Origin of the sequence: Pantoea sp. GM_Pan_4 (assembly GCF_026541005.1) — a bacterium.
GTDB lineage: Bacteria > Pseudomonadota > Gammaproteobacteria > Enterobacterales > Enterobacteriaceae > Pantoea > Pantoea dispersa.
Genome location: NZ_JALNUZ010000001.1, coordinates 706,901 through 730,006, shown reverse-complemented (window position 1 = coordinate 730,006; position 23,106 = coordinate 706,901). Strand labels below are relative to the sequence as shown.

Sequence of the window (23,106 nt, the reverse complement as noted above, 5' to 3'; positions counted from 1 at the left end):
CTGACGCGGAAGTAGACGGCTCTGATTGCCTTTACGTGCGGTGATACCAACAATAACAGCTTCAGGGTAAGCAGGGATTGAGTATGAGCGAAGCGGCACTGCGTTCCTCACGCGAACGGCCGGGCGACGGGCTGAGAGAACATGCGCAACAGCAATGTGCCCGTCATCCGGGACTGAGCGGCATTCATCCGCTGAACGATGGGCTGGATGCATTTGCGGCACGCTATCTGCTGATGGGCATGGCGCAGCACACCATCGACGTTCAGTATTACATCTGGCACAACGACATGTCCGGACGCCTGCTGTTCAGCGCGCTGCTGGATGCGGCGGAGCGCGGCGTGCAGGTGCGCCTGCTGCTGGATGACAACAATACGCCCGGGCTGGATGAAACGCTGGCTGAACTCGATCGGCATCCGAATATCGCCGTGCGGCTGTTTAATCCCTTTTCGTTTCGAACCCTGCGCGCGCTGGGCTATCTGACCGACTTCGCCCGCCTGAATCGCCGGATGCACAACAAAAGCCTGACCGTGGACGGCGCGGTAACGCTGGTGGGTGGCCGTAACATCGGCGACGAATATTTTGGCACCGGCAATGAGCCGCTGTTTACCGATCTCGACGTGCTTGCGCTGGGGCCGGCGGTAGATGAAGTGGCGGAAGATTTCGCCCGCTACTGGCACAGCAAAGCGGTATCGCCATTGCGCAGCGTCGTGGACACCGGCGCACCGCCGCATGAAGCGGTGCGTTTACCGCCGGAGTGGCAGCAGAGCGAGGCGGTGCAGCGCTATCTGGCGCGGCTGGAGAAATCCTCGTTTGTCAGCCAGCTGGAGCAGGGCTCGCTGAGCATGACCTGGGCACACACGCGGCTGTTAAGTGACGATCCGCGCAAAGGGCTGGGCAAAGCGAAGCGCTCCTCTTTGCTGCCGCAGCGCATGCTGGAGGTGATCGGCACGCCGCAGCAGCAGTTCGATATCATCTCGGCCTATTTTGTCCCGACCCGGGCCGGCGTGGCGCAGCTGCTGGCGCTGAAGCGGCGGGGCGTTAAGATCGCCATCTTAACTAACTCGCTGGCCGCCAATGATGTCACCGTGGTTCACGCCGGCTATGCGCGCTGGCGCAAGAAGCTGCTGCGTCACGGCATTGCGCTCTACGAACTGAAGCCGCAGGCCAATGCCGCGGATGCCCCGCACGATCGCGGCCTGACCGGGAATTCCGGCTCCAGCCTGCACGCCAAGACTTTCACCGTCGATAACCGCAAAGTGTTTATTGGCTCGTTTAATTTCGATCCGCGTTCGGCGGTGCTGAATACGGAGATGGGGCTGGTGATTGAGAGCGAAGCGCTGGCGCAGCAGACCCATCAGCGCTTCAGCAGCGGCATGCGCGACCGCGCCTGGGCACTGCGACTGGATAAGTGGGGCCGCGTTAACTGGGTGGAGTACAGCGGCGAAGCGCGGGAAGTGGTGCATAAGCACGAGCCGCAGTGCACGCTGTTGCAGCGTTTGCTGGTGCGGCTGGTATGGCGTCTGCCGGTGGAGTGGCTGCTATAGCCGGGCTGCAACGCGCGCAGCCCGGCGGGTAAGTACGCCGTTACGTCTGCGCGGAGGTCTCTGGTTTGCGCTGCGGCTTGCCGGAGAACAAAAAGCGCAGCAGCGGGATACGCAGATGAATCTCGTACAGGGCAAAGGCAACGCCAAACACCATCAGCAGGCCGACAAAGAAGCCCAGCGTATTACTGCTGATGTGTGGCGTAACGTAGATGCCGTACAGGATGGTCAGCGGATGGTGCACCAGATAAATAAACAGCGACGCGTTCACCAGATACATGATGCGCGGCGAGTGGCTGTTCAGCAGCTTGTGGCCGAAGCTAAAGCAGACGTTCAGCATACACAAGCCCATCAGCGTAGAAATGATGGCATCAAGCTCGTACAGCCAGCCTTCACCGCTGCTGTAGCGCTGATTCAGGCTGTACGCGATAAACACCGCAATGGCACCAAAGCACATCACCGGATTAAAACGCACAAACAGCGCTTTCAGCGCCTGATGTTTCCAGCTCAGCGCACCCAGCATAAAGAACGGCAGGAAGAACAGCGACTGCATAACCGCAATGCTGAACAGGCCATCCATTAACAGCGCGGGAGCAAAGTGGAAAATCAGCCGGCGGAAGGCGCACCACACCAGCGCATAGGCCAGCAGGGCCAGCGTCAGCTTGCCCCAGCCAACCTGCTGATAATCGATGCGGCGCTGCTGATCGCGCAGCCAGCGGAAGCTCAGCATGCCAAACGCGGTGAGAATCACCAGTACCAGTAAAAACCACAGGTGCGAAATCAGATCCCACATCAGCGCGTTGTACTTGTCATAAAGCGAGAAGTTTGCCCAGTCGCCGACTTTGCTGGTGAGATTTTTCAGCATAAAAAACTGTGGCAGGGTAATGAGCGGCACCGCAGTTAACAGCGGAATGCCGACGCGCTCCAGCCGCACCTTCAGCCAGCGGTTGGGCTGATAGCGCAGATAGAGCATATACGAGAAATAACCTGAAATAACAAAGAACACCTGCATGCGGAAGGCGTGAATAAAATCATTCAGCACCGTCAGCCACAGTGAGGCGTCCTGGCTGTTAACCGACCAGCGTTGGGTCGAGTAAATCAGCGAGACGTGGAAAGGCACGCCCAGCAGCATTAAATACGCTCGAATCGAGTCGAGGAAATATTCACGTTCGGGTTTGGCTGAACTCATAAGCTTCCGGTTTGTCAGTTTACTTGCCGGTTTCACCCTGAAACCGGATTATGCCGGACGAAATTCTACCGGCTGTAAACAGCGTATACTATCAGGTGAATCTGTTTCTTAATCTTCCGGGTTTAATTATCCGAAAAGTACACTTTCGGCTTACGAATCAGGGGAACAATCTTTTACATAAGCTGTCGGAAAACCGAATAATCCTTTAAGATAAATGGGTTTGATCTAAGCACACGAAAGGGGGGGATGTGCTGACTAAAGTGAAGAATAATGGCGGGCTGGTGAAGATGCGCTGGGTAGGCGCAGCAGTTCTGCTGGCGTTGTACGCCAACAATAGCTGGGCGTTCAACATTGATGATGTGGCAAAGCAAGCTAAGGCGCTGGCAGGGAAAGGTTTTGAAGCGCCAAAAAGCAATTTACCCTCTCAGTTTCGTGAAATGAAGTTTGCTGACTATCAGCAGATCCAGTTTAACCACGACAAAGCATACTGGGGCAAACTGCGCACGCCGTTTAAGCTCGAGTTCTATCATCAGGGCATGTATTTCGACACGCCGGTGAAAATCAATGAAGTCACCGCGTCTTCGGTACGTGAAATCAAATATAACCCTGACTACTTCAATTTCGGCAACGTGAAACACGATGCCGATGCGGTGAAAAATCTTGGTTTTGCCGGTTTCAAAGTGCTGTATCCTTTAAATAAAAAGGGTAAAGACGATGAGATCACCAGCTTCCTGGGTGCCAGCTATTTCCGCGTGATTGGCGAAGGCCAGGTGTATGGCCTGTCGGCGCGTGGTCTGGCGATTGATACCGCGCTGCCTTCCGGTGAGGAGTTCCCGCGCTTTAAAGAGTTCTGGATTGAGCGGCCGAAGCCGCAGGATAAACAGCTGGTGATTTATGCGCTGCTGGATTCTCCGCGCGCCGCCGGTGCCTATCGCTTTGTGATCCAGCCGGGCAAAGAGTCCACCGTGGACGTGCAGTCTAAAGTGTATCTGCGTGACAACGTCGGCAAACTCGGCGTAGCCCCACTCACCAGTATGTTCCTGTTTGGCGCTAACCAGCCGTCGCCGGTCAGCAACTTTCGTCAGGAGCTGCATGATTCGAACGGCCTGTCGATTCACGCCGGAAATGGCGAGTGGATCTGGCGTCCGCTCAATAACCCGAAACACCTGGCGGTCAGCACCTTTACCATCGAAAACCCGAAAGGCTTCGGTCTGCTGCAGCGTGGCCGTGACTTCAGCCATTACCAGGACCTGGACGACCGCTATGATCTGCGTCCAAGCGGCTGGGTTGAGCCGCAGGGCGACTGGGGCAAAGGCCGCGTAGAGCTGGTGGAAATCCCGACGGCAGATGAAACCAACGATAACATCGTGGCCTTCTGGACGCCGGAGAGCCTGCCAGAGCCAGGCAAAGAGATGAATTTCAAATATCGTCTGCACTTTACGCGTGATGAAAACCAGCTGCATCAGGACGATGTGGCCTGGGTGAAAGACACGCTGCGTTCTGCGGGCGATGTGAAGCAGTCTAACCTGGTGCGTCAGCCGGATGGTTCCATCGCCTTTACCGTGGACTTTGTCGGTAAAGCGATGAGCAAGCTGCCGGAAAACACCCAGGTGGCGCCGCAGGTCAGCGTCGGTAACAACGCCGACGTGGTCGAGCAGAGCGTACGCTACAACCCGGTCACCAAAGGCTGGCGTCTGGTGCTGCGTCTGCGCGTGAAAGACAACAAGCAGCCGACCGAAATGCGTGCGGCGCTGGTGAGCGGCGACAAGACATTGACGGAAACCTGGAGCTATCAGTTACCTGCCAATGAATAAATCGACTTATTTACCTCAATCTTACGTGGAGGCGCTGCCGCTTGATGCGGCAGCACGCGCCACGCTCAGCGCCACGCTGCAGAATGCGCAGGCGTTTCATGCCATTCACAGCGCGCTGGGGCAGGATATCGCCGCCAGCGAACGGCCGGACGATGCGCCGCTGAAATCGGTCTCGTCGCGCGTATCCATGGCGTGGCCGGATTCGCTCGCCGATGGCCAGCAGCTCAGTAAAGATTATCTCGACCGCACCACGCTGAAGGCGATGCCGCCGGTGAAGCGTTCGCTGATGTTCCCTGAAGCCTGGCGGACTAACCCGATTGCGCGCGCCTGGGATTCCCTGCGCGGGCAGAAAGGCAATCCACGCTATGCCACGGTGGAAGAGCAGAAAGCGGAAGACAAATGGCGCCACGTGGGTTCCATGCGTCGCTACGTGCTGCTGATTCTGACCATTCTGCAGACCGTGGTCGCCACCTGGTACATGAAAACCATTCTGCCGTATCAGGGCTGGACGCTGCTCGATCCGGTCGAGCTGTTTAACCAGAACTGGCTGCAGTCGGTGGAGCTGATCCTGCCGTATATTCTGCAGACCGGCATCCTGTTCCTGTTTGCCATCCTGTTCTGCTGGGTATCGGCTGGTTTCTGGACCGCGCTGATGGGCTTCCTGCAGTTGCTGATCGGCCGCGATAAGTACAGCATCTCGTACTCGACCACCGGGGATGAGCCGCTCAATCCGGAACATCGCACCGCGCTGATCATGCCAATCTGTAACGAAGACGTGGAACGCGTGTTCGCCGGTCTGCGCGCCACCTGGGAGTCGGTGAAACGCACCGGTAACGCGGAGCATTTCGACGTTTACATCCTGAGCGACAGCTACGATGCCGACATCGCCATCGCCGAGCAAAAAGCGTGGATGGAGCTGGTGCGGGATGTCGGTGGGGCAGGCAAGATCTTCTATCGCCGTCGTCGCCGCCGCGTGAAGCGTAAAAGCGGCAACATCGATGACTTCTGCCGTCGCTGGGGCAGCAACTACAGCTACATGGTGGTGCTGGACGCTGACAGCGTGATGAGCGGTGAGTGTCTCACCGGTCTGGTGCGCATGATGGAAGCGAACCCGAACGCCGGTATTATCCAGTCGTCGCCGAAAGCGTCAGGCATGGATACGCTGTATGCGCGCTGTCAGCAGTTCGCCACCCGCGTTTACGGGCCGCTGTTTACCGCCGGTCTGCACTTCTGGCAGCTGGGCGAATCGCACTACTGGGGGCACAACGCCATCATTCGCGTGCAGCCGTTTATTGAACACTGTGCGCTGGCACCGCTGCCGGGTGAAGGCTCCTTCGCCGGTTCGATCCTGTCACATGACTTCGTGGAAGCGGCGCTGATGCGTCGTGCCGGCTGGGGCGTGTGGATCGCCTACGATCTGCCGGGTTCTTATGAAGAGCTGCCGCCGAACCTGCTGGATGAGCTGAAGCGTGACCGTCGCTGGTGCCACGGCAACCTGATGAACTTCCGCCTGTTCCTGGTAAAAGGCATGCACCCGGTGCACCGCGCGGTGTTCCTGACCGGCGTGATGTCCTACCTGTCGGCGCCGCTGTGGTTTATGTTCCTTGCGTTGTCGACCGCCCTGCAGGTGGTGCATACGCTGATGGAACCGACCTACTTCCTGCAGCCGCGTCAGCTGTTCCCGGTGTGGCCGCAGTGGCGTCCGGATTTGGCGATTGCGCTGTTCTCCACCACGCTGGTGCTGCTGTTCCTGCCAAAACTGCTCAGCGTGGTGCTGATCTGGTTTAAAGGGGCGAAACCGTACGGTGGCGCATTCCGCCTGTTCCTCTCGCTGCTGCTGGAGATGCTGTTCTCGGTGCTGCTGGCACCGGTGCGCATGCTGTTCCACACCGTATTTGTGGTCAGCGCGTTCCTCGGCTGGGAAGTGGTGTGGAACTCGCCGCAGCGTGACGATGACGCCACGCCGTGGAGCGAAGCGTTCCGTCGCCACGGTTCACAGATGCTGCTGGGCATTGTCTGGGCCGTCGGGATGGGCGTGCTCGATCTCAACTTCCTGTGGTGGCTGGCGCCAATCGTCTTCTCGCTGATTCTGTCGCCGTTTGTCTCGGTGATGTCGAGTCGCGCCACGGTCGGGCTGAAGAGTAAGCGTGCCAGGCTGTTCCTGATCCCGGAAGAGTATGAGCCGCCGAAAGAGCTGGTCGACACCGATCACTATCTGCAGCTGAACCGGGAACGTGCGCTGAAGCATGGCTTTATGCATGCGCTGTTCAATCCGGCGTTCAACGCGCTGGCGACGGCGATGGCGACATCGCGCCATAAGCAGAGCGCACTGCTGGATCACGCACGCGATCGCCGCGTCGATCAGGCATTGAGCGATGCACCGGAAAAACTGAATCGCGAACAGCGTCTGCAGCTGATCAGCGATCCGGTGGTGCTGGCGCGCGTGCACACGCGTTTGTGGGAAAGTGCGGATAAATATCATCAGTGGGTAGAGAGTTATCAGAAACTCACGCTTAACCCGCAGGCGCTGCCTCAGCGCGCCTGACAGGCTAACGGTGATGAAAAAGCGGCAGCGATGCCGCTTTTTTTATGCCTGCGCTTCAGCGAAGTGCTTAACGCGCCTCACACAATCTTTACGCATAAAGACATAGCGGTTTAGCTGCACCCGCAGCTAAAATGGCTCGATGACACGTGCCAGTGTTCCTGAGCACATTTAAACAGTCACTGACGCACATCAGAATCAGGGGTGTCAGTTCAGGGTGAGTAAATGCAGTGAAATATTGCCTGAAGTTAATCGCGCTGTGCGCCGCCATTTTGCTGCTGACGGGCTGTGGCAGCATTATCAGCCGCACCGTACCCGGACAGGGGCACGGCAACCAGTACTATCCAGGCGTGCAGTGGGATGTGCGTGACGGGCCGTGGCGCGTGCTGACCATTCTCGATCTGCCGCTGTCGCTGGTGATGGACACGCTGCTACTGCCGGTTGACGCACAGCACGGCCCGTACGAGTAACTTACGCCCAGTTGTCTGACGGACTGTCGTCGTCTTCCCACTCTTCGGCCGCTGCTTCGCCTTCTTCCAGGTCGCGCGGCGGCTCCAGCTGAAATTCGCCTTCATCCCATTCGTGCAGGGTATTTTCCGACTGCCACTCCTGGCGCAGCTCAATTTCATCGAAATTACCGTCGAACACCGCCTGCGCCGCTTCACCGCTGCAGATTGGCAGGCATTCGCCCTGGCCGTCTTCGTCAGCGAAAAACTCCGCCTGCCACATAATGTCGCCATCCTGCATCACGTACTTCTGCAGCGCAAACTGGCTGACACTGGCGTCATCCTGCTCCAGCTCAGGCTGGCTGGCGAGGAACTCTTCGCGTGCGGCTTCAATGGCTTCTTCTAACGTACTATACAGGCTCATCTGCAACTCCTTGTCAGTGCAAAAAGGGATTTCACAGAAGAATAGACGAAAATTGGCGGCTGTCAGGGCGGGAGAGAACAATGACGGGGTGGATGCGTAAAAAGTCATCCACCCGCGCCGGTTACATCATTTTTTGCGGAAAGTGCAGAACCGGTCGTACCGACTCGCGTAACACGGGTGCAGAATAACGGATGCAGCATTTAATACAGGGCTTCACCTTTTTAAAATTAATTCGTGCGGTGGCCAAAGCCTGATTTAAATTATAGAGCGTACCGATGAACACCATATCCTCCTTAACCGGCAGACGTTTACACTCTTTCCGATGCAGCAGATGGTAACCCTCCTGATCGGTACTGATCGTCACGTAGTAGTAGATACCTTTATTCATATTATGTGTCCTGAATATATTTGCTGTGTGTAATCTTTTTATATTTTTAAACGCGCAGTTAACGAGCTAACTGTCAGGGTCGAAACTAACTGGATTCGATCGGGCTAACCAATTCCATAAAGATATATTAAAGATGAATTTTTAATCAAAAAAGAATATGGCAGTTAACTTTCAGACAAATACTTGTTTAATCAGTAAAATTTATTAGATAAGTAAACAAGACGGCAAGCCTGAGTAAAATTAAATAGGAAAAGGCCTGGAAGTCATCAAAATCAGATCCGCACCCGTCATATTTACGCATATTGCCGTACAAACTCAGGCAATGAAAAGCAGCGGCGGGCGAGGGAGAACGCGTCGGCGTAGCAGCGAAAAACCGTGATTAATTCGTAAGATAGCAGCAGTCAGCGTAAAGGGTGTCGTTGACTTGAGTGTCGCCGTGTGGAAGGCATAGCAGTTCAGGCTGGGCCTTTTTTTGCGTGCCACTGCGCAGACAATCACGTGAATTAAGGCAAATGTGCGGTAAATAACGCGGGGCATTGATAATACCCCGCAACCGATTAATAGCGTGAAGGCTGCCCTTCAGGCCGGGTTTTAAAGCGGCGATGCAGCCACATATACTGCTCAGGCGCCAGCAGCACCGTCTCTTCCACCACTTTATTCATTACGATAGCGGTATCCAGTTCACTCTCCAGTGAGAATTTGTGGCGGATATCCGGCATCATTTTCAGTTCGTAGCCGCGGCCGTGCGGCAGGCGGCGTGCTAGGAACGGCACCACGCTCGGATTAGCCAGACGAATCAGCATATGCGTGCCGGTGGTGGTCGCGGCTTCCTGAACGGCAAAGAACGGGGCGAATACACTGCTGCGCGGGCCGTAGTCGTGATCGGGCGCATACCAGATGATGTCGTTGTTCTTCATGGCGCGGATCATGCCTTTCAGATCTTTGCGATCCAGCATGCTTTTATTGGAACGCATGCGTCCCCAGGTTTGCAGCCAGTCCAGTAACTTGTTGTCGTTAGGGCGATACACGCCAATGCCCGGGTTGTACATGCCAAACACGCGCGCACCCAGTTCCAGCGTCAGGAAGTGCATGCCAATCAGCAGGATGCCGCGCTTTTGGGCCAGCGCCTCGGTAACGTGCTCCAGGCCGCTGGTGCTGACCCATTTACGAATACGCCAGTCCGGCCAGAACCACGCCATGCCGGTCTCAATCAGCCCCATTCCCACCGATTCGAAATTGTGCTTCACCATGGCTTCACGTTCGCTGGTCGGCATATCCGGGAAGCACAGCGCCAGATTGCGTTGCGCAACCTGGACACGACGCTTCATAAAACGCATGGCAAGGCGTCCCAGCCCGCAGCCAGTCACGTACAGCAGCGGGTAGGGCAACAGCACCAGTACATAGAGGAAACCGATGCCCAGCCAGGTCAGCCAGTAGCGTGGATGAAGGAGTTCGCGGGTAAATTGCGGAAGTTGCGTCATGGAAATATCAATGTCCTGCGTCGTGTACCAGAGAGTCCGGTTTCTGTAATTGGCCGGGATTATGCCATTTTTTCTCTCTGACTGAAATCAACCATCCGTGCGTCAGCGCACGGCGAACAGCATTTCTGCGCAGATATTAGCGAGCACAACGCAGAACCCCGTCGATTGTGGCTGATGGCAGGAGAATTGCACCAGAGGCTTTGCATCACGCTCAATTCAGGTATCATATGCGCGCTAAATTTCTCTGATTGCTAACAGGTGTTCACCATGCCAGTGTTACACAACCTCGTTTCCAATAAAGAGCTGAAAGAACGTATGCTGGCCGAAACCGAGCCGCGTACCACAGTCTCTTTTTACAAATACTTCCAGATTGCCGATCCACAGGCATTCCGCGACCGTCTCTATGTTGCCTTAACCCAGCTGAAGGTGTTCGGCCGCGTCTACGTGGCGCAGGAAGGGATTAATGCACAAATCAGCGTGCCGGCCAGTCGCTATGAGGCGATGAAGGCGATGCTCTATGCCTTTGACCCGGCGCTGGACAATCTGCGCATGAACATCGCGCTGGATGACGACGGCAAATCGTTCTGGGTGCTGCGCCTGAAAGTGCGCGATCGCATCGTGGCTGACGGTATTGAAGACGGTAGCTTCGACGCCAGTAACGTCGGTAACTATCTCAAAGCGGCCGAAGTCAACGCCATGCTCGACGATCCGGATGCGGTGTTTGTGGATATGCGTAACCACTACGAATACGAAGTGGGCCACTTCGACAACGCGCTGGAAGTGCCAGCCGATACGTTCCGCGATCAGCTGCCGATGGCGGTGGATATGCTGCAGGCGCAGAAAGACAAAAAAATCGTCATGTACTGTACTGGCGGCATCCGCTGTGAAAAAGCCAGTGCGTGGATGAAGCACAACGGTTTTGATGATGTTTACCACATTGAAGGGGGCATCATCGAATATACCCGTCGCGCGCGCGAGCAGGGTTTACCGGTGCGCTTCAAAGGCAAAAACTTCGTGTTTGACGAGCGTATGGGCGAGCGTATCTCTGACGATATTCTCTCCAGCTGCCACCAGTGTGGTGCGCCGTGCGACAGCCACACCAACTGCGTCAATGACGGCTGCCATCTGCTGTTTATTCAGTGCCCGAGCTGTGCGGAAAAATATCAGAACTGCTGCAGCCCGCTGTGCATGGAAGAGTCGAAACTGGCGCCGGAAGAGCAGCGCGCGCGCCGCGCTGGCCGTGAAAATGGCAACAAAGTGTTCAATAAATCGCGCGGTTTACTCAACATGACCATGGCGATCCCCGCGCCGGACAAAAAGTAACGGCTTAACAGCCTGGCGCATTGCCCGCCAGGCTGTACTGCTGATTACTGACGCACACCTTCGACTGAAATGATCAGCTCGGCTTTTTGTGAGGCCGGACCGAGATCTTTGCTGATGTTAAACTCTTTCAGCACGATTTCGCCGCTGGCAGCAAAGCCGGCGCGATAACCGCCCCACGGATCCTTGCCTTCCCCAATCAGCTGCGCATCCAGCGTGATCGGCTTCGTTACGCCGTTGAGCGTCAGGTTGCCGGTGATCTTATAATCCTTGCCCTGTTTTTTAACCTCAGTCGAGCTGAAGCTGGCCTGCGGGAATTTGCCGGTATTGAGGAAATCCGCGCTGCGCAAATGCTTGTCGCGCTCGGCATGGTTGGTATCGAGGCTGTTGGTATTGATGGTCACGTTGACCTTGTCCGCGGCCGGATTGGCTTCATCAAAGGTAAAGCTGCCATCAAAATCTTTAAAGCTGCCGTACAGCCAGCTGTAGCCAAGATGCTGAATGCGGAACTGGACAAACGCGTGCTGACCCTCTTTATCAAACTTATACTCAGCCGCGCTGGCACTCAGGCTGGTCGAAAAGAGGGCAGCGGCGCTGAGCGCCAGCAGGGTTTTCCTGATCATATTACTTTTCCTTTTCAGAGGTTAAGGGGATGCGATAACCGAGCATCCGTTTCAGCGTCATGTCGCGATCGACAAAATGGTGTTTCAGCGCGGCCAGGGCGTGCAGGGCAGACAACAGCACCAGAGCCCACGCCAGCCATAAATGGACCTCACCGGCGACATCGGCCTGCTCACCCGCGCCGGTAAACAGTGCCGGTACCTCAAACCAGCCAAACACTGAGACCGGCTTGCCGTCTGCGGTAGAGATCAGATAGCCGCTGATCAGCAACACCAGCAGCAGGCCATACAGCAGCCAGTGCGCAGCATGGGCGGCACGGCGTACGTGCGGCGAGTAACTGTCGAGCGGTGCCGGCGGCGGCGATATGACGCGCCAGCACAGGCGCAGCAGCAGAGCAGCAAACAGTAAGATGCCGATGCCTTTGTGAATCTCAGGGGCGCTGTGATACCAGCCGTCGTAATAGCCAAGTCCGACCATCCATATACCCAGCGCGAACATACCGTAAATCGTCAGCGCCATCAGCCAGTGCAACGCAATGGTTAACGCACCGTAATGCCGTGGAGAATTACGCCACATAGTTAAGCCGTTATCAGGAAATAAGTGGTAATGAGAATCTACAACCTGAAATAGAAAATCAATCGTCCTTACTTTTCTATAACTTTGAATTTACGGGTTCGATATATATGGCGAAAGGTTGGTGGTGTAATTCAATAATTCTGAATAGATAAGCAAATAGCAGTTTTAATCCTGGCGGCAATGGGTATTGCTACACCAAATGCGCCATAAACGCGGGCGTAAAGTAAATCTGTGTCAGGAAAGGTCAACAACTGCCAGTGCGCTCCGCACCGGCAGCAACAAAATCAGGCAAAACGCGAAAGTGAGAAGGGCGTGAGGTCAAAGGAGAACGGTTTATTCTGCGCAAATTCGCTGGCCAGTTCACCCAGCACGCTGGCGAATTTAAACCCGTGGCCGCTCAGGCCGGTGATGATCAGTCGGTCAGGCTCACCGGGCAGGGTATCGATAATAAAATCTTCATCCGGCGTGTTGTCATAGCTGCAGGCTTCACCATGCAGGCACACGCCTACGCCTGGCAGAAACTGGCGCAGGAAGCTAAAGGCTTCGTTACCGTCAGCGGCGATGCTGCCGAACGGTTTGCGGTCCGCTGGCGTCTGCATCGGCTGACCGCCATCGTGGCGTCCCACTTTCAGGGCATTATTGTCTGCCGGGAAACCGTAGAAATGGCTGCCATCCGGCATCTCTACCGTAAAGCCGGGGAACTGGTTATTTTCGCTGTAGCGCCCATCGGCCTGATACCAGGCAAACACCTTGCGCACCGGCGTAACGGGCAGATTGTCCACCAGCTGACTGACCCAGGTGCCGGCGCTGATCAGCAGCTTGCGCGCGCGGAATACGCCATCGCTGGTGGTGACCTGCTGCAGATCGCCCTCGCGGCCAATCGCGCTGACCGGGCAGTTAAACAGCTGCGCGCAGCCGGCCTGTTCCGCCAGCTGCACCCAGCTGCGCACCGCCTGTTCACATTTCAGGAAGCCTGAGTTGGGCTCAAATACGCCTACGTAGCCGTCCGGAACGCTAAGCTGCGGCCAGCGTTTACGCACCTCATCGGCCTGTAACACCTGCACCGCTAACTGCCAGCGGTTAGCACTGTCGATTACGTTGTGAATGAAATCCGAGCTGGCCGGCGCCAGATTAAGAATGCCACTGCGGTGCATAATGCGTTCGCCGCTCTGGCGCTCCAGCTCATCCCACAGCGTCTGGGCGCGCAGCACCAGCGGCACGTAGCGTTCACCTTCGCCGTAAGCATGACGAATCAGGCGGGTTTCGCCGTGATGCGTCCCCTGGCTGTGGGGCGGGTGCGCGCTGTCGATCATCAGCACCGACAGGCCCGCCTGGGTTGCGTAGAAACCCGCGGCAGCTCCGACGGAACCACTTCCCACCACAATCAGATCATAAACCATGACGACATCACTCCTGTAAAACGGCGATTTTTTTCAACAGCATATCAAAAGAGTGCGCCCATGAAAAAGGCACCCTGTAGGGTGCCTTTTCACGCGATGGTGATGATTAGTGCTTGCGATTATCGCGTAGGTATTGCTCAGTGGACTCGATCTTTGCAATGCCAGCTTCGAGGATAGAGATAAACTGTCTGGCTACGTCAGTTGTCAGCCAGTATGTTGGGCCCACGTCAGCTTCTTCTTCTTTCTGGTCCTGCGATGATAGCGAGTGCAGGCGGATCATCATGGCGTCATAGCTGTCAACGGTGCTGATATCCCATCCCACCAGCGGATGGGTCTGGATGACGTCTTTACTTCTGTCCATTATAACCTCCTTATTACTCGTTAAACGAAGTGCTTTCGAGGTTCAATGCGTCTGTATCTTGCACTAGCGAGATAATTATAACATGGAATTAACAGTACAGTAGTTAAAAAGTGTGGTGACTAAAAACACAGCAAAATAAAAGCAGCCAAAAGCCGGTTTTCAACGAATAAATAAACGCCTTACGCAGCTGGGTATTTATTGTCGCAGCGCAACGTGTCGTCATACCGATTATCGGCATCTCAGCATTAAAACTTTAACGGGCTGAACGCCAGGGTAAAAATCTGAAATTATCCCTGCGACTCGGCAGGCAACTGCCCTTTGCGTCGATGGATCTCGTCGGCCAGCCGGGCAAAATGCTGCTGTAACTGAGCGTCATGATTCTGGTTTTGCGCTTCGAGCGTCAGATTGTGAGCCAGCAGCTGGCTGGCGCGATCGTCCAGACAGAAGGTCAGCGTAGCAAAGGCATTTTCCAGCACGGTCAAACGGCGTTGCTGTTCAGCAATGAAGGCCAGTAATTCCCCAAACGTCATCGCCTCTTCTGGTTTTTCAGTAGTCATGTGCAACACACCTCCTGTAAGCACGACGAGGCAAGAATAGGACATCGTTTAATCAGAGTCTAGCTGGCGCGGGTTTTTCTGGCGAGCGGGAAATAAAAACAAAAAAGCCGGGCGGCGGGCCCGGCAAAAACGGCACAGTGGCGGTTAATCGGTAATAAACCAGTCGTCAGCGCTTTCCCAGGTTTCCTGCAAAATATCGCTGATGCGGTCGCGTGATTCTTTACAGCCGCCAAACACGCTGAGCTGGTTACCACCGGCATAGCGCACTTTGACGTGATGATTGTCGTCGGGAAAATCGCGGGAGATACGGCGAGTGAGTTCAGCGCTCAGTGCATCCAGTGCACCGGCGGGAAGGGGCTGAGTCTTTGCTACGGTAATTTCAACACGCATAAACGCCTCCGGGATAATATACTGGTTATTTGTACAGTATAAAATTCCCGAAGGCAAGCGGCAGATGATTATTCTTTGATGCGCCAGTTAAGGGTTTCACCGGCGAGGAACGGAACCAGCGTATCGTCAGCGACCGTGATGCTCTCCTGCACCGTCCACGGCTCACGCACCAGCGTCAGGGTACCGTCGTTGAGCGGCAGGCCGTAGAACCTGGGGCCGTTCTCAGAGCAGAAGGCTTCAAAATGCTCCAGTGCGCCAAGCTCTTCAAACACGGTCAGATAAGCGGGCAGCGACGTCGGCGCATTAAATACGCCGGCACAGCCGCAGCTGGCTTCTTTCAGATGGCGCAGGTGCGGTGCCGTGTCGGTGCCCAGGAAGACACGACGGTTGCCGCTTGCCACCAGGTTACGCAGCGCTTCCTGATGAATGTTGCGCTTCAGAATGGGCAGACAGTAGAGATGCGGGCGCACGCCGCCCACCAGCATGTGGTTGCGGTTGAACATCAGATGCTGTGGCGTAATGGTCGCGCCAAGCAGTTCATTGCCGGCGGCCACATACTCCGCAGCTTCCTTCGTGGTGATGTGTTCCATCACCACTTTCAGGCCCGGGAACTGCTGGCGCAGCGGCTGCAGCACGGTTTCGATGAAGCGCGCTTCACGATCAAAGATATCAATGTGCGCATCGGTGACTTCGCCGTGCACCAGCATCGGCATACCGATTTCCTGCATGCGCTCCAGCACGCTGGCAATTGAGGCAATGTTGGTGACGCCATGGCTGGAGTTGGTGGTGGCGTGTGCCGGATAGAGTTTTGCCGCCGTAAAAATACCGCTGCGGAAGCCGCGTTCGATTTCGTCCGCATCAAGCGAATCGGTGAGGTAACAGGTCATCAGCGGCGTGAAGTGATGCTCAGCAGGCAGCGCCGCCATGATGCGTGCGCGATACGCTTCGGCAGCCGCAACGCTGGTGACCGGCGGAACCAGATTTGGCATGACAATCGCACGACCATTCACCGCGCTGGTATAGGGCAGCACTGCATTGAGCATCGCGCCATCGCGCAGGTGGATGTGCCAGTCGTCAGGGCGGCGAATCGTGATTTGCTGGGGTTGGGCTGTCATTCAAAAAGGCTCCGGCTGAGGTGAAAACGAAATGGCTCGTTTAGGCCGGGGACTAATCATAAGGGGGCGGGCAACCGTTTGCACGGGATTTTGCAGTGCGGGAGAGAAATAACCGCAGGCGCGGCAGGTTGCGTAGTTGCGTGGCAGGCGCGGGCAGAATCATGCCGGCATCCTGCCACGCTATGCAGGGCCGCCACTGAGAACGGCCGCTTGCAACGTTAATCGGTAAACGGAATCACCAGCTGGCCAGGCTTCACTTCCAGCCCTTTAGCCAGTTTCTTCGCCAGCGCCTCGCCTTTGCTGCGGTCGGCGCTTAGCACGTAGGCGGGTTTTTCATTGAAATAGCGCTTGAGGGATTCGTTCAGATACGGCGTAAGGGTTTTCATGATCGACGCCATCTTCTCAGGTTGCACCTGTGCGTCGACGATTTCGAGGTCCTGCAGATAAATGGCGCCCTGCTGCGCGTTATACACCGGTTGCGCTTTCATCTTCAGCTGCATTTCGGCCTGCTGCGGACCAAACAGCGAGCTGACGTTGATGTTGGCTTTACCAGACAGCGTCACTTTGCCGGGTTCTTCACGGCCAATCTGGCTGCTCAGGTCGGTCAGTACAATATGGGCATTCACCAGCCCGGACACGCCGATGTCTTTCTCGTAGTTGTTGCGCTTTTGCAGCGCCTGATTCACTTCCTGCTCGCTGATGGTGTATTGCGTCAATTGGTTACAGCCGCTGAGCAGCACGGCAAAAAACAGGGCAAACAGCCCGGGAAACGCCTTCTTCATGATTTCTTCTTCCTGGTTGATACGGCCAAACAGCCTTAAGCCTGCCTGATTCAGGGCCAGGTGTCACCAGGAGAGAGATGAGAAACGCAGCCGCGCGCTTCTCATCACAGCGTCATCAGGCCGCAATCGACGACAGCAGATTCACCTGCGTCTGTTTCGCCATATTATCGCGGTAGTCAGCAACGCGGCTCGGCCACTCGATACCGGAAACCAGCGTCAGCGAGCGCAGCAGCGGAAACAGATGAATGTCATCCTCAGACAACTCGCCGTTCACCGCATTGGGTTTGACGATCAATTTATCCAGCTGGCGCAGATCATCGCTGATATTTTTGATGAACCCCGGGGCATGCTTACGCAGTTCGGCAAAGTCACCGAGGCTGGCCTGTTTCTTTTCGCGGAAGTAATCACGTGCTTCGGGAGTGGCGAATTCAGCAAACGCGGCCTCGGCGATGCGCGGCAGCAGCAGCTTGTTGATGTAGCCATTGACCCGTCGCAGCCAGTCGGCGATGGCGGGATTTTGCTTGCCGGTCAGCAGCGGCTGGCGATCCTGATTATCGACAAAGCGCACGATATCCATGCTCTCCGGCATCGCACTGCCATCGGCTTTTTGCAGAATCGGCGCCATTTTCTGGCCAATCAGCTTTTTCGGCGTTGCTTCATCATCATTGAGCATCACAATCAGCTCAACCGGCAGGTTTTTCAGGCCAAATATCATGCGTGCTTTGACGCAGAAAGGGCAGTGATCGTAGATGTAAAGTTTCATCCCGTTTCTCCTGTGGTTCTCAGGGTGACAGAGGTCACCCTTTTTCCGGACGTGCGGGAAGTATGGAAGAGAACGCCTGAACCGGCAAACTAGCTGCTGAAGATCGCCGGTGCCACCTGGCGCGGCTGGAACTGCCACCACAGCGCCAGCAGCGTGATGATACCGACGGTGCTGAGCAGCATCCACGGCAGCTCCGGGAGGGCCAGCTGCTGGCCCATATCGAACATCCAGCCGCCACCGGAGTAGCCAATCAGCCCGCCAATCGCCAGACCGAGCCGGCTGAACCCCATGTAGCTGCCGCGTGCCCGGGCGCTGGCCAGGGAGGCACTCAGGGTTTCACGCGCCGGTTCAGCGATGATCGATCCGAGATAGAAGACGGCGATCAGCAAAAACAGCGACGGCAGCGAATCGGTCATGCCAACCGGCAGCAGGCTGAAGGTCATCAGAAACAGCCCGGCCATCAGGCGTGTCTCAAGGCGAAAGCGCTTTTCACTCCAGCGCGCCAGCGGATAGAGCAGGCTGAGTGACAGCAGCGCTTCAATCGCGTACATCCACTTCACCGCCGCCGGTGCGCCCGCCACCTGATTGACCATGACCGGCAGCATCAGCATCACCTGCACGGCGAGGATGTAATAGCCGGTCAGGGTAAAGACATACAGGCGGAAACGGCGGTCGCGCCACACACGCTGCATTCCCTCGCGCATGGCGATACGCTCCGTAGAGATGCGCCATGCTGGCAGCCACACGGCGTTAAAGATGGCGGCGACGACAAACACCGCCGCACCGACCCAGCACACCAGACGGAAATCCCACGCCAGCAGCCAGCTGCCAATCAGCGCGCCCAGCACCGCGCCGGCGCTGTCCTGCATCATCAGCAGCGAAAAGAAGCGTCCGCGCTCGCGTGCCCGCACCAGTTTCACCACCAGCGCGCTGCGTGGCGGATCGAACAGCGTGCCGCCCAGTCCGGACAGCAGACAGGCCAGCCACAGCAGCCACGGCTGATGCGCCAGTGCCATACAGGCGAAACCGGCAGCGCGCATCAGCATGCCGGTGACAATCAGCGGCCGCGCGCCAAAACGGTCAGCAATGGCCCCACCGAAGATGCCAAGGCCCTGCTGCACCAGCTGACGCAGGCCGAGCGCAATGCCCACCAGCAGCGCGGCCCAGCCAAGCTGTTCCACAAAGTGAATGGAGATCAGGGGAAACACCACAAAGAATCCCATTACCACCAGCATGTTATCGACTAACAGAAACGTTTTTCCAAGGCGTCGTGCCCGCGCAACCCGTGACATGCTGAATCCTGAGCAAGTGAGAGGGAAAAGTGACCAGTTGGTCTATTTTCTGCCTGCTCAGGCGGGAAAAATAGCGTTTTCAGGATGATATTTTTTTATCCAGCCTGAAGAGAAATTAATCCTTAATCGGAATCAATTGCCGTGAGCGATGCGCGGGGTTTTACCGCAGCCGGGGTGACGGTTATAGTGAGAAGTAACGCCGCTGGCGTACATCTTTCTTTCGTTATGGATTTCAGGAGTCATGATGTTTGGCTATCGCTCTGCTGGCCCGCGCGTGCGGCTTACCACCGATCGTCTGGTGGTGCGTCTAGTACATGAACGCGATGCCTGGCGTCTGGCGGATTACTACGCCGAAAACCGCGCCTTTCTTAAACCCTGGGAACCGGTGCGCGATGAAAGCCACTGTTATCCCTCTGGCTGGCAGGCGCGCCTGGGTTTAATTGCCGACATGCATAAACAGGGCTCCGCGTTCTATTTTGTGCTGATGGACCCGGAAGAGCATGAAGTGCGCGGCGTCGCTAACTTCAGCAATGTGCTGCGCGGATCGTTTCATGCCTGTTATCTCGGCTACTCGCTGGGAGAGAAGTGGCAGGGGCAGGGCATGATGTTTGAGGCGCTGCAGGCGGCGATTCGCTATATGCAGCGCCAGCAGCGCATTCATCGCATCATGGCCAACTATATGCCGCACAATCAGCGCAGTGGTGATTTGCTGGCGCGCCTCGGCTTTGAAAAAGAGGGCTACGCCAAAGACTATTTACTGATTGATGGCCGCTGGCAGGATCATGTGCTGACGGCGCTTACCTGGCGCGAATGGAACCCGGATCGTCGCGGACAATAATAAAAGGAACACGTAATGAAGATGGCTCTCTCCGCGCAGGCATTGCGCGTGATCGGCTGCCTGCTGGAGAAGCAGGTCACCACGCCGGATCAATATCCGTTATCCCTCAATGGCGTGGTCACCGCCTGTAATCAGAAATCTAACCGTGAGCCGGTAATGAACCTGAGCGAAAGCGAGGTGCAGGCTCAGCTTGATGAGCTGGTGAAAAAGCATCTGGTCACCGCTAACAGCGGTTTCGGTCAGCGTGTCAGCAAATATGAACAGCGTTTCTGCAACTCGGCGTTTGGCAATCTGCAGCTGAATGCCGCCGAAGTGGCGGTGCTGACGCTACTGTTCCTGCGCGGCGCGCAGACGCCGGGCGAACTGCGTACCCGCAGTGGTCGTCTGCATGAGTTTCAGGACATGGCCGAAGTGGAACGCACGCTGGAGGGGCTGGCAACGCGCGACGACGGCCCCATGGTCGTGCGTCTGGCACGCGAGCCGGGCAAGCGAGAAAGCCGCTATATGCACCTGTTTGGCGGCGAGGTGGCGGACGAACTACCTGCCAGCCACACAGCGTCGCCTGAACCTGAAGATCTGGCCGCGCGCGTTGCTCAGCTGGAAGCGCAGGTGGCGCGCCTTGATGCTCAGCTGCAGCAACTGCTGCAGCGGGAGGCGTGAAATGACGCTGCGTATTGGTGTGGTCGGGCTTGGCGGTATCGCGCAGAAAGCCTGGCTGCCGGTGCTGGCGCAGGCCAGCGGCTGGCAGCTGATGGGCGCGTTCTCGCCCAGCCAGGCGCGGGCGCAGCCGATCTGCGATAGTTACCGTATTCCTTATTTTAGTCAGCTGGATGCGCTGGCGGCGGCCAGCGATGCGGTGTTTGTACACAGCAGCACCGCCAGCCATTTTGAAGTGGTGCAGGCGCTGCTGCTGGCCGGTAAAGATGTTTGTGTCGATAAGCCGCTGGCCGAAACGCTGCAGCAGGCGGAGACGCTGGTGGCGCTGGCGGAAAAGCGCAAACGCAAACTGATGGTGGCCTTCAACCGGCGCTTTGCACCGCGCTACCAGCAGCTGAAAGCGCAGCTGCCGGGCGCGTCCTCGCTGCGCATTGAGAAACACCGGGCAGACAGCATCGGCCCGCACGACCTGCGCTTTACCCTGCTGGATGACTATCTGCACGTGGTCGATACCGCGCTGTGGCTGGCCGGCGGCAAGCTCAGGCTGGAGCTCGGCCATATCGACACCCATGATGACGGCGCAATGCTCTACGGTGAGCACCATTTCTCAGCCGGATCGCTGCAAATTACCACCAGTATGCATCGCCGCGCGGGCACGCAGCGTGAAGTGGTCAGCGCCATCTGCGACGGGCGTTACATAGAAATTAATGAGATGCGCGACTGGCGTGAAGAGACGCTTAGCGGCCTGCGCAGTGATGTCCCGCCTGCGTGGCAAAGTCATCTGACCCAGCGTGGCTTCAGCGGTGCGGCACACCATTTTATCCAGTGCGTGGAAAATCAGACGATGCCTGAAACCAGCGGTGAACAGGCGCTGGCGGCGCAGCGTCTGGTGGAAAAACTGTGGCGCGATGCCGTACAGGAATAATCCCTTGTAACACTCAATGCTGGTCATTTCCCACCGCAGCAGTAGACTATCGCCGGACATCGCAGGATGTCCGCGCTAAGTTGCTCATTTATCCGACACTTTTCAGGATGCGCCACTCATTATGAATTTGCTGAAATCGCTGGCTGCGGTCAGTTCGATGACCCTGTTTTCCCGCGTGCTGGGCTTTGCCCGCGACGCCATTGTGGCGCGCGTTTTCGGGGCTGGCATGGCCACCGATGCCTTTTTCGTGGCGTTCAAGCTGCCCAATCTGCTGCGCCGTATTTTCGCCGAAGGCGCCTTTTCACAGGCCTTCGTGCCAATTCTTGCCGAATATAAAAGCAAGCAGGGCGAAGACGCCACGCGGGTGTTTGTTGCCTATGTATCAGGCCTGCTGACGCTGGTGCTGGCGGTGGTGACGGTGCTGGGCATGGTCGCTGCGCCCTGGGTAATCGTGGTAACGGCGCCGGGTTTTGCCGATACCGCCGACAAGTTCGCCTTAACCAGTTCGCTGCTGCGCGTCACCTTTCCTTATATTCTGCTGATCTCGCTGGCGTCGCTGGCCGGGGCGATTCTTAATACCTGGAACCGCTTCTCCGTCCCGGCGTTCGCGCCCACGCTGCTGAATATCAGCATGATCGGCTTTGCGCTGTTTGCCGCGCCGCACTTCCATCCGCCGGTGATGGCGCTGGCGTGGGCAGTGGTCGTGGGCGGGCTGCTGCAGCTGTTTTATCAGCTGCCGCACCTGAAAAAGATTGGCATGCTGGTGCTGCCGCGCGTGAACCTGCGCGATGCCGGCGTGTGGCGGGTGATGCGCCAGATGGGGCCGGCGATTCTCGGCGTGTCGGTAAGCCAGATTTCCCTGATCATCAATACGATCTTCGCCTCGTTTCTGGTCTCGGGTTCGGTGTCGTGGATGTACTACGCCGACCGCCTGATGGAGTTTCCGTCTGGTGTGCTGGGCGTGGCGCTCGGCACCATCCTGCTGCCGTCGCTGGCGAAGAGTTTTGCCAGCGGTAATCACGACGAATACTCGCGCCTGATGGACTGGGGGCTGCGTCTGTGCTTCCTGCTGGCGCTGCCGAGCGCGGTGGCGCTGGGCATCCTGTCCGGTCCGCTCACCGTGGCGTTGTTCCAGTACGGTAAATTTACCGCTTTTGATGCGGCGATGACCCAGCGCGCACTGATCGCCTATTCGGTCGGGCTGATGGGGCTGATCGTGGTGAAAGTGCTGGCGCCGGGCTTCTATTCGCGTCAGGACATCAAAACGCCGGTTAAGATTGCCATTGCGACCTTGATCATGACCCAGCTGATGAACCTGGCGTTTATTGGTCCGCTGAAGCATGCCGGTCTGTCGCTGTCGATTGGTCTGGCAGCCTGCCTGAATGCGGCGCTGCTCTACTGGCAGCTGCGCAAGCAGCAGATCTTTCAGCCGCAGCCGGGCTGGCACGGTTTTCTGCTGCGTCTGCTGATCGCCGTCGCGGTGATGGCTGCTGCGCTGCTGGGCATTCTGCAGGTGATGCCGGCGTGGGAAGAGGGACAAATGTGGTGGCGATTGCTGCGGCTGGCGGCGGTGTGCGCCATTGGTGGCGGCGCGTACTTCGTAATGCTCGTGTTACTGGGCTTCCGTCCGCGTGATTTTGCCCGCCGTACGGCGGTGTGACTGGCAACAAAAAGGGTCGCCAGT

Annotated in this window: 23 protein-coding genes; 9 read left to right on the top strand and 14 right to left on the bottom strand. The window is 56.9% G+C overall.

The features are described 5' to 3' along the window. Positions 1 to 83 precede the first annotated feature (83 nt). Positions 84 to 1,544: a phospholipase D family protein gene (locus tag OXR61_RS03580; RefSeq protein ID WP_021506448.1), complete on the top strand. Its 1,461-nt coding sequence runs from the start codon at positions 84 to 86 to the stop codon at positions 1,542 to 1,544. A 40-nt stretch (positions 1,545 to 1,584) separates the two neighbouring features. Here the strand turns inward: OXR61_RS03580 and mdoC are convergent, their stop codons facing one another. Next, positions 1,585 to 2,730, bottom strand: coding sequence for a glucans biosynthesis protein MdoC (gene mdoC, locus OXR61_RS03575; RefSeq protein WP_021506447.1), 1,146 nt, complete (start codon positions 2,728 to 2,730; stop codon positions 1,585 to 1,587). A 278-nt stretch (positions 2,731 to 3,008) separates the two neighbouring features. Between mdoC and OXR61_RS03570 the strand changes: the two genes are divergently transcribed. The 3 genes from OXR61_RS03570 to OXR61_RS03560 all read left to right on the top strand — a co-directional run bounded on the left by OXR61_RS03570 (position 3,009) and on the right by OXR61_RS03560 (position 7,556). Continuing rightward, entirely contained in the window at positions 3,009 to 4,544 is a 1,536-nt protein-coding gene (locus tag OXR61_RS03570; protein ID WP_182688977.1) for a glucan biosynthesis protein G, read from the top strand. Beyond that, positions 4,537 to 7,089 carry a glucans biosynthesis glucosyltransferase MdoH gene (mdoH, locus tag OXR61_RS03565; protein WP_031279289.1) on the top strand — a complete coding sequence of 851 codons (2,553 nt, stop codon included), beginning with the start codon at positions 4,537 to 4,539 and terminating at the stop codon, positions 7,087 to 7,089. Before OXR61_RS03570 ends, mdoH begins: the two co-directional genes overlap by 8 nt. Before the next feature lie 227 nt (positions 7,090 to 7,316). Next, complete coding sequence (locus tag OXR61_RS03560; RefSeq protein WP_021506444.1) at positions 7,317 to 7,556, top strand: YceK/YidQ family lipoprotein; 240 nt, start codon at positions 7,317 to 7,319, stop codon at positions 7,554 to 7,556. 1 nt (position 7,557) lies between these two features. On the opposite strand, the gene OXR61_RS03555 is transcribed toward OXR61_RS03560, so the two are convergent. The 3 genes from OXR61_RS03555 to OXR61_RS03545 all read right to left on the bottom strand — a co-directional run bounded on the left by OXR61_RS03555 (position 7,558) and on the right by OXR61_RS03545 (position 9,825). Beyond that, positions 7,558 to 7,956: a MysB family protein gene (locus OXR61_RS03555; RefSeq protein ID WP_021506443.1), complete on the bottom strand. Its 399-nt coding sequence runs from the start codon at positions 7,954 to 7,956 to the stop codon at positions 7,558 to 7,560. Positions 7,957 to 8,077: 121 nt separating this feature from the next. Continuing rightward, the gene (locus OXR61_RS03550) at positions 8,078 to 8,344 is read right to left on the bottom strand and encodes a hypothetical protein (RefSeq protein ID WP_021506442.1); all 267 of its coding nucleotides are present in this window, start codon (positions 8,342 to 8,344) and stop codon (positions 8,078 to 8,080) included. A 557-nt stretch (positions 8,345 to 8,901) separates the two neighbouring features. Continuing rightward, entirely contained in the window at positions 8,902 to 9,825 is a 924-nt protein-coding gene (locus OXR61_RS03545) for a Kdo(2)-lipid IV(A) acyltransferase (protein WP_021506441.1), read from the bottom strand. Between the two features lie 267 nt (positions 9,826 to 10,092). Here OXR61_RS03545 and OXR61_RS03540 point away from each other — a divergent pair, with 267 nt between their 5' ends. Next, entirely contained in the window at positions 10,093 to 11,148 is a 1,056-nt protein-coding gene (locus tag OXR61_RS03540; protein WP_021506440.1) for a rhodanese-related sulfurtransferase, read from the top strand. Positions 11,149 to 11,192: 44 nt separating this feature from the next. Here OXR61_RS03540 and OXR61_RS03535 read toward each other — a convergent pair whose 3' ends face one another. The 10 genes from OXR61_RS03535 to mdtH all read right to left on the bottom strand — a co-directional run bounded on the left by OXR61_RS03535 (position 11,193) and on the right by mdtH (position 19,002). After that, on the bottom strand, positions 11,193 to 11,768 hold the full coding sequence (locus tag OXR61_RS03535; RefSeq protein ID WP_021506439.1) for a YceI family protein: 576 nt from the start codon (positions 11,766 to 11,768) through the stop codon (positions 11,193 to 11,195). A gap of 1 nt (position 11,769) precedes the next feature. Next, positions 11,770 to 12,342 (bottom strand): cytochrome b, encoded by a 573-nt coding sequence (locus tag OXR61_RS03530; protein ID WP_021506438.1) that lies wholly within the window; start codon positions 12,340 to 12,342, stop codon positions 11,770 to 11,772. A 284-nt stretch (positions 12,343 to 12,626) separates the two neighbouring features. After that, a complete protein-coding gene (gene solA / locus OXR61_RS03525; protein WP_021506437.1) occupies positions 12,627 to 13,742 on the bottom strand; it encodes an N-methyl-L-tryptophan oxidase in 1,116 nt (371 codons plus the stop codon). Between the two features lie 106 nt (positions 13,743 to 13,848). Continuing rightward, complete coding sequence (gene bssS / locus OXR61_RS03520; RefSeq protein WP_021506436.1) at positions 13,849 to 14,103, bottom strand: biofilm formation regulator BssS; 255 nt, start codon at positions 14,101 to 14,103, stop codon at positions 13,849 to 13,851. 287 nt (positions 14,104 to 14,390) lie between these two features. Next, positions 14,391 to 14,660, bottom strand: a complete 270-nt coding sequence (locus tag OXR61_RS03515) for a hypothetical protein (protein ID WP_010617279.1) — start codon at positions 14,658 to 14,660, stop codon at positions 14,391 to 14,393. A 144-nt stretch (positions 14,661 to 14,804) separates the two neighbouring features. Further along, positions 14,805 to 15,050 (bottom strand): DNA damage-inducible protein I, encoded by a 246-nt coding sequence (gene dinI / locus OXR61_RS03510; RefSeq protein WP_021506435.1) that lies wholly within the window; start codon positions 15,048 to 15,050, stop codon positions 14,805 to 14,807. A gap of 68 nt (positions 15,051 to 15,118) precedes the next feature. Then, positions 15,119 to 16,165, bottom strand: a complete 1,047-nt coding sequence (gene pyrC, locus OXR61_RS03505; RefSeq protein ID WP_021506434.1) for a dihydroorotase — start codon at positions 16,163 to 16,165, stop codon at positions 15,119 to 15,121. Positions 16,166 to 16,383: 218 nt separating this feature from the next. Further along, positions 16,384 to 16,947: a lipoprotein gene (locus tag OXR61_RS03500; protein WP_021506433.1), complete on the bottom strand. Its 564-nt coding sequence runs from the start codon at positions 16,945 to 16,947 to the stop codon at positions 16,384 to 16,386. 115 nt (positions 16,948 to 17,062) lie between these two features. Beyond that, the gene (gene grxB, locus OXR61_RS03495) at positions 17,063 to 17,710 is read right to left on the bottom strand and encodes a glutaredoxin 2 (protein WP_021506432.1); all 648 of its coding nucleotides are present in this window, start codon (positions 17,708 to 17,710) and stop codon (positions 17,063 to 17,065) included. Between the two features lie 89 nt (positions 17,711 to 17,799). Further along, the gene (gene mdtH / locus OXR61_RS03490) at positions 17,800 to 19,002 is read right to left on the bottom strand and encodes a multidrug efflux MFS transporter MdtH (protein WP_021506431.1); all 1,203 of its coding nucleotides are present in this window, start codon (positions 19,000 to 19,002) and stop codon (positions 17,800 to 17,802) included. Between the two features lie 244 nt (positions 19,003 to 19,246). On the opposite strand from mdtH, the gene rimJ reads away from it, so the two are divergent. The 4 genes from rimJ to murJ all read left to right on the top strand — a co-directional run bounded on the left by rimJ (position 19,247) and on the right by murJ (position 23,082). Next, a complete protein-coding gene (gene rimJ, locus OXR61_RS03485) occupies positions 19,247 to 19,840 on the top strand; it encodes a ribosomal protein S5-alanine N-acetyltransferase (protein WP_021506430.1) in 594 nt (197 codons plus the stop codon). A gap of 15 nt (positions 19,841 to 19,855) precedes the next feature. Beyond that, positions 19,856 to 20,500, top strand: a complete 645-nt coding sequence (locus OXR61_RS03480; RefSeq protein WP_021506429.1) for a DUF480 domain-containing protein — start codon at positions 19,856 to 19,858, stop codon at positions 20,498 to 20,500. Between the two features lies 1 nt (position 20,501). Beyond that, on the top strand, positions 20,502 to 21,422 hold the full coding sequence (locus OXR61_RS03475; RefSeq protein ID WP_021506428.1) for a Gfo/Idh/MocA family oxidoreductase: 921 nt from the start codon (positions 20,502 to 20,504) through the stop codon (positions 21,420 to 21,422). 121 nt (positions 21,423 to 21,543) lie between these two features. Next, positions 21,544 to 23,082 carry a murein biosynthesis integral membrane protein MurJ gene (gene murJ / locus OXR61_RS03470; protein ID WP_021506427.1) on the top strand — a complete coding sequence of 513 codons (1,539 nt, stop codon included), beginning with the start codon at positions 21,544 to 21,546 and terminating at the stop codon, positions 23,080 to 23,082. Positions 23,083 to 23,106 lie beyond the last annotated feature (24 nt).

Coding starts and splice junctions, on each gene's coding strand:
- OXR61_RS03580 (WP_021506448.1), top strand. CDS start 84: ATGAGCGAAGCGGCACTGCGTTCCTCACGCGAACGGCCGGGCGACGGG.
- mdoC (WP_021506447.1), bottom strand. CDS start 2,730: ATGAGTTCAGCCAAACCCGAACGTGAATATTTCCTCGACTCGATTCGA.
- mdoH (WP_031279289.1), top strand. CDS start 4,537: ATGAATAAATCGACTTATTTACCTCAATCTTACGTGGAGGCGCTGCCG.
- OXR61_RS03555 (WP_021506443.1), bottom strand. CDS start 7,956: ATGAGCCTGTATAGTACGTTAGAAGAAGCCATTGAAGCCGCACGCGAA.
- OXR61_RS03550 (WP_021506442.1), bottom strand. CDS start 8,344: ATGAATAAAGGTATCTACTACTACGTGACGATCAGTACCGATCAGGAG.
- OXR61_RS03545 (WP_021506441.1), bottom strand. CDS start 9,825: ATGACGCAACTTCCGCAATTTACCCGCGAACTCCTTCATCCACGCTAC.
- OXR61_RS03540 (WP_021506440.1), top strand. CDS start 10,093: ATGCCAGTGTTACACAACCTCGTTTCCAATAAAGAGCTGAAAGAACGT.
- OXR61_RS03535 (WP_021506439.1), bottom strand. CDS start 11,768: ATGATCAGGAAAACCCTGCTGGCGCTCAGCGCCGCTGCCCTCTTTTCG.
- OXR61_RS03530 (WP_021506438.1), bottom strand. CDS start 12,342: ATGTGGCGTAATTCTCCACGGCATTACGGTGCGTTAACCATTGCGTTG.
- solA (WP_021506437.1), bottom strand. CDS start 13,742: ATGGTTTATGATCTGATTGTGGTGGGAAGTGGTTCCGTCGGAGCTGCC.
- bssS (WP_021506436.1), bottom strand. CDS start 14,103: ATGGACAGAAGTAAAGACGTCATCCAGACCCATCCGCTGGTGGGATGG.
- OXR61_RS03515 (WP_010617279.1), bottom strand. CDS start 14,660: ATGACTACTGAAAAACCAGAAGAGGCGATGACGTTTGGGGAATTACTG.
- dinI (WP_021506435.1), bottom strand. CDS start 15,050: ATGCGTGTTGAAATTACCGTAGCAAAGACTCAGCCCCTTCCCGCCGGT.
- pyrC (WP_021506434.1), bottom strand. CDS start 16,165: ATGACAGCCCAACCCCAGCAAATCACGATTCGCCGCCCTGACGACTGG.
- OXR61_RS03500 (WP_021506433.1), bottom strand. CDS start 16,947: ATGAAGAAGGCGTTTCCCGGGCTGTTTGCCCTGTTTTTTGCCGTGCTG.
- grxB (WP_021506432.1), bottom strand. CDS start 17,710: ATGAAACTTTACATCTACGATCACTGCCCTTTCTGCGTCAAAGCACGC.
- mdtH (WP_021506431.1), bottom strand. CDS start 19,002: ATGTCACGGGTTGCGCGGGCACGACGCCTTGGAAAAACGTTTCTGTTA.
- rimJ (WP_021506430.1), top strand. CDS start 19,247: ATGTTTGGCTATCGCTCTGCTGGCCCGCGCGTGCGGCTTACCACCGAT.
- OXR61_RS03480 (WP_021506429.1), top strand. CDS start 19,856: ATGAAGATGGCTCTCTCCGCGCAGGCATTGCGCGTGATCGGCTGCCTG.
- OXR61_RS03475 (WP_021506428.1), top strand. CDS start 20,502: ATGACGCTGCGTATTGGTGTGGTCGGGCTTGGCGGTATCGCGCAGAAA.
- murJ (WP_021506427.1), top strand. CDS start 21,544: ATGAATTTGCTGAAATCGCTGGCTGCGGTCAGTTCGATGACCCTGTTT.